This is a genomic window from Arthrobacter sp. 10T413_2, from assembly GCF_056394205.1.
In genome coordinates this window covers 1-10,772 of the sequence record NZ_JBFTHK010000149.1, presented here as the reverse complement: position 1 = coordinate 10,772, position 10,772 = coordinate 1, and the positions used below count along the sequence as shown (strand labels likewise).

Genomic DNA, 10,772 nt, shown 5'->3' with positions numbered 1-10,772 from the left:
GTGCATGAGCGAATCCTTCCGCCAGTACCTGCGTGCCCTGCCCGATTTCCCCGATGTCCTCCCGGAGTTTGATCCGGCCGCCGCCCCCGCAGATCCCGCCGAACTCTTCCGGCAGTGGCTCGCCGAAGCCCTGGAGGCCGGGGTGCCGCAACCCAACGCCTGCAGCCTGGCCACGGCCGACGGGGACGGCCGGCCGTCCTCGCGCATGCTGATCCTGAAGGACATCGACGCCGACGGCTGGCACTTCGCCACGTCCCGGGAGTCCCGGAAGKGACACGAACTCACGGCCAACCCGCACGCGGCGCTGAACTTCTTCTGGCAGCCGCAGGGGCGCCAGGTGCGGGTGGCAGGGGACGTCGTGGCGCTGTCCGCCGCGGCCTCGGCCGCGGACTGGCACGCCCGGCCCGGGGCGGACGGCACTGAGAACCCCAACTGGCAGCTCTATGCGGTGCGTMCGCGGGAGATCGAATTMTGGCAGGCACGGCACGACCGCCGGCACATCCGGCACCGCTACCCGACCCGCTGATCAGGCCGTGCCGATCAGGCTCTGTTCAGTTAATCGCTGCTAATCCGGTGGCTCCGTTAGGATGGGCGCCATGACCGCAATCACACCAGAAAAGCTTCGGGAAGAACTGCACCGGGCCGCCGACACCGTGACGGGTATTGCCGCTTCGCTCTCGGAACAGGACATCAAAGCGCCGTCCGAGCTGCCGGGCTGGACCCGCGGGCACGTGCTGGCGCACATCTGCGGCATCGCCAACGCKATGGCCCGCCAGCTCGAACATGCCGCCCGCGGCGAGAAAATCGAGCTCTATGACGGCGGCTTCGAGGGGCGCACCCGTGCCATCGAGATGGCCGCCGGCCACAGCCTCGCGGAGCACCGTGCCGACCTCGCCTCTGCGCTGGAACGGGCTCTGCGCGCCTTCGATTCCGTCGACGCGGCCGGCTGGCGTGCGCCCATTACGTACMGCGGTGGAGTCGTGTTCGACGGCGGCCTGGCGCTGTGGCGGGAACTCGTCATCCATGCCACGGACCTCGGCACYGGGCGCGGACCGGAAACCTGGAGCCGGCCCTTCTGCGGGCACCTCTTCGACTTCCTCTCCGCCAGGGTCCCGGACGGTCAGCGTTTCGTGCTGCAGCCCCTGGGGCTGCCCGACCGCGCCATTGGCAGCGGGGGGAAAACCACCGTCATCAGCGGCATGCTGACCGATATCGCCGCCTGGCTGGCCGGCCGCACCCCGAGCCTCGGGAGCCTGCGCGCCACGGCAGCGGCCGACGGCGTGGACCTTCCGGAGCTGCTGCCTTGGCCCGCCGGCGTGCCCGTCAACAACTGAGCGGGGCTCGCCAGGCACCCGCAAGAGCGCCTTCGAAGGGGCCTCCGTAACGGCGCCTCCCGCCAGGCGGCGGTCCCCGGCCCTGCGGCCCTACGGCCGCGATGCCGTGAGGGCCAGTTCGCGTTCCCGGTCCAGCAGGCTGCCCTTGACGGCCAGCCCCCAGCGGAAGCCACCCAGGGTCCCGTCGGTCCGGATGACGCGGTGGCAGGGAACGAACAGGGCCGCCGCGTTGAAGGCGCAGGCACTGGCCGCTGCGCGGACGGCCTTGGGATTGCCGGAAAGCTCCGCGTACTCCGTGTAGGTCACGGGGCGCCCCGGCGCGACGGTGCGGAGCACGTCCCACGCGTGGCTGCGGAAGGGGCCGGATTTCTGCAGCACCGGCACGCCCATGGCCGGTTCCGGATCGCCGGAGTAGAACGCCTCCACCGCCTCGGAGATGGCGCCGAGGCCGCTAACGGTCTCGAAGTCGGCCGGCAGCAGGTCCGCGTGGATCTGACCGGTCAGCAGGCCGGGAATACCGGTCCAGCCGGAAGACAGCACKGCGCCGTCGCGGGCAATGATGGTGAAAGGACCGTCCGGGGTGGACATGGTCAACAACTGGGCTTTMATGGTTTCGCTTTCTTMGGAGTCTGCGGCGGTCACTGCGACCGAGTACGAGATGCTGTGCGCGCCGCGGCCTGGGCAGCAGCCGCCGCGCGCCAAAGGTGCATCGTGGCGTAGGAGCGCCACGGACTCACCTCACGGAAATCGGGGGACGGGGCAGCGCCGTCTGTGGTTGGAGTCAGCGACCGGATGCCATTGCGGACCGCGGCGTCGTTGGCCAGGAACACGTCCGGGGCCCCGATGACCCGCATCGCGACGTATCCCACCGTCCACGGCCCGACGCCGGCAAGCGGCAAAAGCTTGTCTTCCAGCCCGTGCACGTCATCGCCGTAGCCGAAGTCCAGGTCCCCCGAGGCCATTGCCGCGGCCGCCCCTCGGACCGAGTCGATGCGGCGTTGCGGGCCGCGGAGCAGTTCGAAGCCTGTTTCCGCGATCTGGGCGGCCGTGGGGAAAAGCCGGTGGAGACCGTCGGCGGGCACCAGGCTCTCGCTTCCGGCCGCGGAGAGCTGKACCAGGGCGGTCCGCGCGGCAGCCACGGTGATCTGCTGKCCGATCATCGCCCGGATCAGGAGTTCCTGGGGGTCTACGGCGCCGGGCATCCGCATGCCCGGCGTGCGTGCCACGGCGGTGGCAAGGCGGGGATCGGCTGCGAKGGCGGCGTCAATGGCGACGGGATCGGCGTCGAGGTCCAGCAGACGCCGGACCCGGCTCAGCAGGGAGGMCAGGTCCCGGAGGTCGACGGCGCCGATGGTCAGCACTAGCGGTCGGCCGGCCGCGCCGGCGTCGTACTCCACCCGGAACCGGGCATCGCCGTGGGCCAGCCGCAGGGTCCGGGCATAGCAGCTGGAGCTACCTTCCTCGATCCCGGGGATGGCGCGGACGGCGAGGAAGTCGAACATGCCGGGATCGAACGGTTCCCGGTACGGAAGGTTGAGCGTGAGCGCCGTGAGCGCCGTGGTGGCAGCGGGGGCACGGTGATGCYGGGCCGTGGCCCGGAGGGCGGAGGGCGTCATGGCAAAGACTTCGCCGATGGTCTCGTTGAACTGGCGGACGCTGCTAAATCCGGCGGCGAAGGCGATGTCCGAGACCTTCATCCCGGTGGAGACCAGCAGGGTGCGCGCGGTCTGGGCGCGGCTGGCCCGCGCGAGGGACAGCGGGCCGGCGCCGAGTTCATGGCTCAGGATCCGGTTGAGCTGGCGCGAGKAATAGCCCAGCCGGGCCGCCAGCCCTTCGACGCTGTCGCGGTTGATCACGCCGTCGTTGATGAGCCGCATGGCGCGGCCGGCGATGTCCGAGCGCACGTTCCAGGCCGGCGTGCCGGGCACGGCCTCGGGCAGGCAGCGCTTGCAGGCCMGGTAGCCGGCCTCGTGCGCGGCGGCCGAGGTTTCATAGAACGTGACGTTGTCCGCTTTGGGCGTCCGGGCCGGGCATGAGGGCCGGCAGTAGATCCCGGTGGTCCGGACAGCGGTATAGAACTGCCCGTCGAAGCKGGTGTCCCGGGCGTCGATTGCMCGGTAGCGCTGCCAGAAGTCCATGACCCCATCCTGCCAGCTTCGCCGACCACCTGCTAGCGGAATTCGGACACGGCCGTGGCGGGCGGTTCAGTGTGCGGCGGGCGTTTGTTAAAGTCGGAGCATGACGTCCAGCCCGCTTCCCGCCAGGTCCGGTGCCGTGTCCGAGGGAGGAACAGTGTCGCGTTCGGTATCCGGCGCCGAGCTCGGGACTGGTACTGCCGCGGACGCTGGGGAAGGGGCTGGGTCAGCTCCCGGCGCGGCCGGTTCGCTCCGGGAGCTGCTCTCGGCGGACGCCCGGCACGTGGCACCGCTGATTCTCGGAGCCGTGTTGACGCATAACGGGCGCGACGGGTCCGTCTCAATACGGATCACCGAAGTGGAGGCTTACCTCGGCCCGCATGATTCACTGCACCCTGACCCGGGCTCCCATACCTTCCGCGGCGAAACGGCGCGCAACGCGCCGATGTTCGGCCCGGCCGGCCATCTCTACGTGTATTTCACTTACGGGATGCACCATTGCGCCAACATCGTCTGCGGACCCGCTGGGACGGCGTCGGCCTTGCTGCTGCGGGCCGGCGAAGTTGTCGCCGGACGCGAGCTGGCCAGGAACAGGCGCMCGACGTCGAAGTCCGACAACGACCTCGCAAGTGGGCCCGCMCGGCTTGCCACCGCGCTGGGGCTGACGACGGCGGACAGCGGGCGGGACGCCCTTGTGGCACCRTTCCGGCTGGAGCTGCCCGGGAACCCGCCGGGCGCGGCCGCCGCGGACATTAGCTCGGGTCCGCGCGTCGGCGTGTCCGGCGCCGGCGGCAGCCACGACTACCCGTGGCGGTTCTGGCTCAGCGGCGACCCCACCGTGTCCCGCTACAAGGCCGCCAAAGCGCCAATCGCCAGGAACGGGTAGCCGGAGGGACCCCTGATGCCGGGCACCCGCGGTGGGGCATGATGAAGCATTATGGGCGAGGGAAAACGCGGAAAGCCAAGCAGCGAGCTCGAACGCCTGCAGATCTTTGCGCAGCTGGCCACCGAGTACTTCCGCATGGTTGAGCTGTTCTCCGCAGATGACGCTCCGGTCCCGATGGAGCCGGCGGAGCCAGCTGAACCTGTCGATTCCGCCGACGCTGCAGCGGGGGAACGCACGCACTGGATCGAGCTCTTCCGTGCGGTCTTGCTGCGCAAATTCATCGTTCCGGATGAACACGTGTCGCTCAAATTCGTGGTGCGGGCTCTGCGTTTGTGCAATTACGCGGCGGACGCCCGGATAACCGCGGGTGCAGATCAGGCGGCCACCTTGTTCACCGACGGGATGATCCGGGGCCGCCAGAAGTTGTTGTCCGGACTCGCTCCGGATGATCCGGATGATGCCCATGACCTCTTCGAGGACGTGCTCTACGGGCGGCTCCTGCATGGCGACGCGGACAGGTTCCGCCGGTCCGGCTGGGCTGAGGACTACGCCAGGCTGAGCACTGTGGCGGCCGGACGGTTCCATGCCGAGCACGCGCTGAGAAAGGCGCTCGACGTCGTCTCCTATGGGCTCGCCCAGGACCTCCTGCGCTCACCGGACCCGGGCGGCGACGGCGGGGGCACGTCCTGTGCAGATGCAGGGCCTGGGTCCTAGGGAGTCCTAGGAGCCYGCGAAAGTGCGGAGTGCGCAGTCGGCTCCGACGGCGAACGGGGCAAGCCGGCGCCGGAGGTCTTCGCGCACCTGCGGCCACTCCTGCGAGAGGATCGAGAACACGGCGGTGTCCGAACGGCCCCCGCCGGGCGCTACGCGGTGGCCGCGCAGGATCCCCTCGAAACGGGCGCCGAGCCGCTCGATCGCCGTCGCGCTCCGGGTGTTGCGGGCGTCGCAGCGKAACGCCACCCGGCGGACTTCCAGTACCTCAAAGGCGTGGGCGAGGAGCATGTGCTTGCTCGCGGGATTGATGTGGCTGCCCCAKAACTGCCGCCCGAAGAACGTTCCCCMGATTTCCAGGCGGTGTTGGGCGGKGACGTAGTCACACAGGGACGTYGTGCCAAGKAGGGCGCCGGTCCGCCCGTCCGTCACAGCGAACGGGATGGTTGCGGGATCGTCCAGCCGGGACTGGAACAGTGCCGCCAGCTCGCCCCTGGTCCCCGGCATCGGCGCCGCCATGCCTGCCCACATGCCGGAATCCACAAAATCAAAGAGACCTTCTGCATGCTCCGGGGCAAGCGGAACCACGCTGACGCCATRGCCGGAGAGGACGATTTCGTGTCGCATTGGAGCATTCAATCACCGCGGGAGTGGACGCAACGGTGGAATCCGGCACCGCTGAGGTTAACATTCGGTGACCGCCAGGTTGCCCGGGACGGGGCAAGCCCGGCGGCGGGTGGCTACCAGCCAGTAAGGTGGATGGGTGAATCCAAGCGAGCCGAACCAGATCAAGCCAGCAAAGCCAGTGGACGAGCTGATCAACAGCCTCTGCGCCACCATCCCGGACTACCCCCAACCCGGAATCAGCTTCAAGGACCTGACCCCGGTGTTCGCCGACGGGGCGGCGCTGAAGGCCGTGGTCAACGCCCTCGTTGAGCCGTTCAAGGGCCAGTTCGACGCCGTCGCMGGGGTGGAAGCCCGCGGCTTCCTTCTTGCCGCCGCTGCCGCGTACGCCGCCGGCACCRGCGTCATCACCGTCCGAAAGGCGGGCAAGCTACCGCGCGACGTCGTCTCCGAGGACTACGCCCTGGAATACGGCACCGCCACCMTCGAGCTGCATACGACCGATCTGGCGCCTGGGAGCCGCGTGCTGATCCTCGACGACGTCCTCGCCACCGGCGGTACGCTCGGCGCCGCGGCACGGTTGTTTGAGCGCTGCGGCATCCACGTGGCCGGCGTCGGCGTGGTCATGGAACTGGACGATCTTGGCGGCCGCGCGGCCCTGACCGGCCACAACGTCCGATCCTTGTTGCGGCTCTAACGGGAGGTCCGGGGCTGGACCATTCGGGACGTGTCGGTAGAATTCCCTGACGAAGACTGCCTTGGCACTGTTCGACAGACCGGCGAAAGCTGAGTCTGCCRAAATGGCTGTAGAATGGTGGGTCTGTCTTTTTCGATAGGGGAACGTTCGATGCACGACGCTGATTTGGCCCATGAACGCGACTATGTGGCCGGACTTTACGCCCGGCTCGATGAGTTGCGGGCAGAGAAGCGCACCCAGCTGGCCCAGGTGCGCCGTGCCGGTGCCGTGGGCACCATGCAAAACGTCTCCGAACGCGATGCCTTCGCGGCCCTGTACGAGGACCGCCTCGCCCAGCTCAACGCCGTCGATGACCGCCTCGTCTTCGGCCGCCTGGACCTGGACTCAGGGKAGGCCCAGTACATCGGCCGCATCGGGCTGACCACCGAGGACCTGCAGCGGCTCATGGTGGACTGGCGGGCGCCCGAGGCCGGCCATTTCTACCAGGCTACGGCTTTTGACCGGCAGGGCGTTCGTCGCCGCCGTCACCTGATCCTGCAGGGCCGGGAGGTCAAGGCGATCGAGGATGACGTGMTCGACGCCGACATGCTCACCGACAACGACTCGCTCCAGGGMGAAGGCGCCCTGCTGGCTGCCCTGAATTCCAAGCGGACCGGCCGGATGTCAGACATCGTCGGCACCATCCAGTCCGAGCAGGACCGGATCATCCGTTCGTCCATCTCCGGTGCGCTCGTGGTCCAGGGCGGACCGGGCACCGGCAAGACCGCCGTCGCCCTGCACCGCGCGGCCTACCTGCTCTACACGCACCGGGAMCGGCTCAAGAGCGCCGGCGTCMTGCTGGTGGGGCCGACGTCGTCCTTCATGAAGTACATCGAACGCGTGCTGCMCTCGCTGGGCGAGACCGGCGTCGTCATGGCGAGCCTTGGCCGGCTCATGCCGGGCATCACCGCCGTTGCCGAGCCGGACTCCGCCGTGGCCGCCATCAAGGGCCGACTGGACATGGCCGAAGTGGTGGCCAACGCCGTCGCCAACCGGCAGCGCAYCCCGGCCGGAAACCGCGTCCTGGAGGTCGACGGGCGCAAGCTGGTCCTGACGCCGCGGCAGGTCCGCCGCGCCAAGGAGAGGGCACGGGCCACGGGCAAGCCGCACAACGAGGCCCGCGTCTCCTTCGTCAAGATCCTGCTCCGCGAACTGACCGAACAGATGACGGAACTGGTGGAAGCCGGCAACATCGGCAACAACGCCGACCGCTCCTATCTGGCGGAGGATGTCCGGTCGGCCCGTGATGTCCGGATCGCGCTGAACCTGTGCTGGATGCCGATGACCCCGGAGAAGCTCGTGGGGGAGTTGCTKAGCAAGCCGGCCATTCTCGAGGCATGCACCCCGAACCTCACCCCGGAGGAACGCGCCCTGCTGCTCCGCCCAGCCGGTTCGCCGTGGACGGAGTCCGACGTCCCGCTGCTCGACGAGGCGGCCGAATTGCTCGGCGAGCTTGATGCCGCCGCCGGCCGGGGACTGGCGCAGCAGGAACAAGACCGCGCCCGCGATCTCGCCAACGCCAAGCAGACTCTGGTCAACATGGAAACCGCGGGGGTGGATGTCCTCGTCACCGCCGAAGACCTCGTGGACCAGAACCAGGAGCGCGAGACGCGGCTGACCGCTGCCGAGCGTGCCACCACGGACCGCAGCTGGGCTTTCGGGCACATTGTGGTKGACGAGGCGCAGGAGTTGTCGCCCATGCAGTGGCGGCTGCTGGTCCGCCGATGCCCGCTGAAGTCGTTCACGATCGTCGGCGACATCGCCCAGACGAGTTCAGTCGCCGGCGCCAACTCCTGGCACAGCGCGCTGGCCCCCATGTTTGGCGACCGCTGGCAGCTCGAGGAACTCACCGTCAACTACCGCACACCGTCGCAGATCGCCGAGGCGGCCGCCCGGATGGCCAACGCGGCCGGCCTGGTGGTTTCCGCGCCGAAGGCCGTCCGGGAAGGACGCTGGGCGCCGGTGATCGACCGCGTGGACCAGGGCCAGATCGTCACGAAGCTCGTCGAGGTACTGCCGGAGGAACTGGACGCGATCGAAGGTGGCCTGCTGGCGGTCATTGCCGACGGCGAGCTTCTCCCGGAAGCCAGCGCGGCACTCCGGGCCGTGTACGGGCACCGCGTCGGGACCGGTGCGGGAAGCTACGCGCAGGACATCGTGGTTATCAGCCCCCGGGAGGCAAAGGGACTGGAGTTCGACGGTGTCGTGGTCCTGGAACCGACGGACATGCTCAACCATGAGCACGGCCGGGTGGGCGACCTCTATGTGGCCATGACCCGGCCCACGCAACGCCTGAGGCTCATCGCCGCCTCCGGCGTCCCCGCCGGCATCGAGGAGTAGGTCCGGTCCGGCCGCGGCGCTGGACCGCTGCCGGACGGCGGCTCCCCGCTGCCGAACGCGGCGGGGAGACAGCAGCCGGGGCAGGGCGTCACCTGCGATGCGGATGTGCTGATCCTGCTACCTTAGATTCCGTGTCCCAGCTAAATAATCTCGATGCCCAGCAGAACGACCCCAGCTTCGCCAATATCTGGCAGGAGCTGAAATGGCGCGGCCTTGTCCACGTCTCCACGGATGAGGCGGAGCTCGAGAAGCTCCTCGCCGGCGAGCCTGTGACGTATTACTGCGGCTTCGATCCGACCGCGCCGAGCCTGCACCTGGGCAACCTCGTCCAGCTGCTGCTCATGCGCCGGATCCAGCTGGCCGGCCACAAGCCGCTCGGCCTGGTCGGCGGTTCCACGGGGCTCATCGGGGATCCGCGTCCGACGGCGGAACGCACCCTTAACACCAAGGACACCGTCTCGGAGTGGGTGGGCTACCTGCAGGCGCAGGTCCGCCGCTTCCTGAGCTTCGAGGGCGACAACGCCGCCCGGATGGTCAACAACCTGGATTGGACGGCGCCACTGAGCGCCATCGACTTCCTGCGCGACATCGGCAAGCACTTCCGGGTCGGCACCATGCTCCGCAAGGACGCCGTCGCGTCCCGCCTTGGCTCGGATGAAGGCATCAGCTACACCGAATTCAGCTACCAGATCCTGCAGGGCATGGACTACCTCCAGTTGTTCCGCGACTACRGCTGCGCCTTGCAGACCGGCGGCTCGGACCAGTGGGGCAACCTCACCAGCGGTACCGAACTCATCCGGAAGGTCGAGGGCAAGCACGTCCATGCCCTGGGAACGCCGCTCATCACCAACTCTGACGGCACCAAGTTCGGCAAGAGCGAGGGCAACGCGATCTGGCTGGATCCGGCCATGTGCAGCCCGTATGCCTTCTACCAGTTCTGGCTCAACACGGCAGATGCCGACGTCGCGGCCCGTCTCAAGGTCTTCACGTTCCTGACCCGTGCGGAGATCGAGGCACTGGAGCTGGCGGTCGCCGAAAGGCCGTTCGCTCGCGAGGGCCAGCGGAAACTGGCATACGAGGTGACCTCTCTTGTCCACGGTGTTKACGCCACGGAAAAGGTCATTGCGGCGTCGKCGGCGGTGTTCGGCAATGGCGATCTGACTGTGCTGKATGAAGCGACCCTGAAGGCTGCAACCTCCGAGCTGCCGTCCGCCACCGTGGACGCCGGCGGTCTGGGCATCATAGAACTGCTCGTGGCCTCCGGTCTGTCCGAGAGCAAGTCCGCCGCCCGCCGCACCGTGGGGGAGGGCGGGGCCTACGTGAACAACGCGAAGGTCTCCGACCCCGACGCCGTTATTGCGGCCAGCCAGTTGCTGCACGGGCGCTACMTGCTCCTGCGTCGGGGCAAGAAGAACCTGGCAACGGTGGAGGTMGCGGCGTCCTGATCCGCTGCTTTTCTGTACTGAGAACGCAAGCTGCACGCTCCTTCCTGGCTGATTTGCACGGCCGGGGAGGAGCGTGTATTGTTTTCTGAGTCGCCGCCGCTGAGCGGAGACAAACCCCCACAAATGAGAAGCAATTCTTCATGCGCTAGGCGCGGATAATGAAAATTGCTTCAATTCTGCTGGGCGGATTCGCTTCACAGAGTGAAATTCGGATGAAAATCGCGAATTTGCAAAGTGGAAATGAATGAAATAAGCTGTAAACATCGCAGCGAAGAAAAGCGAAATAAAAGAATTCATTGAAATGAATTGTTTCGAGAAGTATTCGTATGTGTCTGTTGTTTGAGAACTCAATAGTGTGCCAAGTTTGTTGATACCAATTTATTGTATTGAATTGGTTGAATTTGCCAGGTTGCGCCACCCCGTGGTGTGGTCTGGTGTTTTTAGCTGGTTTCAAATTTTGTGCAGCGTGTGCATCCCGTTTTCCCGGGGGCGCATGTTGTGTCTGTTTTTCTTCAACGGAGAGTTTGATCCTGGCTCAGGATGAACGCTGGCGGCGTGCTT

At 67.4% G+C, this 10,772-nt stretch carries 10 protein-coding genes; 7 read left to right on the top strand and 3 right to left on the bottom strand.

Annotated elements, in window-relative coordinates; all coding sequences use genetic code 11:
* The first annotated feature begins 4 nt into the window (after positions 1 to 4).
* Both AC1DBQ_RS18160 and AC1DBQ_RS18155 read left to right on the top strand, forming a co-directional pair.
* Positions 5 to 526: a pyridoxine/pyridoxamine 5'-phosphate oxidase gene (locus tag AC1DBQ_RS18160; RefSeq protein ID WP_476929839.1), complete on the top strand. Its 522-nt coding sequence runs from the start codon at positions 5 to 7 to the stop codon at positions 524 to 526.
* 70 nt (positions 527 to 596) lie between these two features.
* Entirely contained in the window at positions 597 to 1,334 is a 738-nt protein-coding gene (locus AC1DBQ_RS18155) for a maleylpyruvate isomerase family mycothiol-dependent enzyme (protein WP_476929837.1), read from the top strand.
* Positions 1,335 to 1,424: 90 nt separating this feature from the next.
* Here AC1DBQ_RS18155 and AC1DBQ_RS18150 read toward each other — a convergent pair whose 3' ends face one another.
* Positions 1,425 to 1,943, bottom strand: coding sequence for a methylated-DNA--[protein]-cysteine S-methyltransferase (locus tag AC1DBQ_RS18150; protein WP_476929838.1), 519 nt, complete (start codon positions 1,941 to 1,943; stop codon positions 1,425 to 1,427).
* 29 nt (positions 1,944 to 1,972) lie between these two features.
* Positions 1,973 to 3,472: an AlkA N-terminal domain-containing protein gene (locus AC1DBQ_RS18145; protein ID WP_476929836.1), complete on the bottom strand. Its 1,500-nt coding sequence runs from the start codon at positions 3,470 to 3,472 to the stop codon at positions 1,973 to 1,975.
* A 100-nt stretch (positions 3,473 to 3,572) separates the two neighbouring features.
* Here AC1DBQ_RS18145 and AC1DBQ_RS18140 point away from each other — a divergent pair, with 100 nt between their 5' ends.
* Both AC1DBQ_RS18140 and AC1DBQ_RS18135 read left to right on the top strand, forming a co-directional pair.
* A complete protein-coding gene (locus AC1DBQ_RS18140; RefSeq protein WP_476929835.1) occupies positions 3,573 to 4,355 on the top strand; it encodes a DNA-3-methyladenine glycosylase in 783 nt (260 codons plus the stop codon).
* Between the two features lie 51 nt (positions 4,356 to 4,406).
* Positions 4,407 to 5,069, top strand: coding sequence for a hypothetical protein (locus AC1DBQ_RS18135; RefSeq protein WP_476929834.1), 663 nt, complete (start codon positions 4,407 to 4,409; stop codon positions 5,067 to 5,069).
* A gap of 6 nt (positions 5,070 to 5,075) precedes the next feature.
* Here AC1DBQ_RS18135 and AC1DBQ_RS18130 read toward each other — a convergent pair whose 3' ends face one another.
* The gene (locus tag AC1DBQ_RS18130) at positions 5,076 to 5,693 is read right to left on the bottom strand and encodes a GNAT family N-acetyltransferase (protein ID WP_476929833.1); all 618 of its coding nucleotides are present in this window, start codon (positions 5,691 to 5,693) and stop codon (positions 5,076 to 5,078) included.
* A gap of 136 nt (positions 5,694 to 5,829) precedes the next feature.
* Here AC1DBQ_RS18130 and AC1DBQ_RS18125 point away from each other — a divergent pair, with 136 nt between their 5' ends.
* The 3 genes from AC1DBQ_RS18125 to tyrS all read left to right on the top strand — a co-directional run bounded on the left by AC1DBQ_RS18125 (position 5,830) and on the right by tyrS (position 10,211).
* Positions 5,830 to 6,387 carry an adenine phosphoribosyltransferase gene (locus AC1DBQ_RS18125; RefSeq protein ID WP_476929832.1) on the top strand — a complete coding sequence of 186 codons (558 nt, stop codon included), beginning with the start codon at positions 5,830 to 5,832 and terminating at the stop codon, positions 6,385 to 6,387.
* Between the two features lie 150 nt (positions 6,388 to 6,537).
* Positions 6,538 to 8,766 (top strand): HelD family protein, encoded by a 2,229-nt coding sequence (locus tag AC1DBQ_RS18120; RefSeq protein ID WP_476929831.1) that lies wholly within the window; start codon positions 6,538 to 6,540, stop codon positions 8,764 to 8,766.
* Positions 8,767 to 8,897: 131 nt separating this feature from the next.
* Complete coding sequence (gene tyrS / locus AC1DBQ_RS18115) at positions 8,898 to 10,211, top strand: tyrosine--tRNA ligase (protein WP_476929830.1); 1,314 nt, start codon at positions 8,898 to 8,900, stop codon at positions 10,209 to 10,211.
* Positions 10,212 to 10,772 lie beyond the last annotated feature (561 nt).

What these genes read in the sequence shown, in the direction of transcription:
- AC1DBQ_RS18135 (WP_476929834.1), top strand. Translation starts at nt 4,407, where the DNA reads ATGGGCGAGGGAAAACGCGGAAAGCCAAGCAGCGAGCTCGAACGCCTG.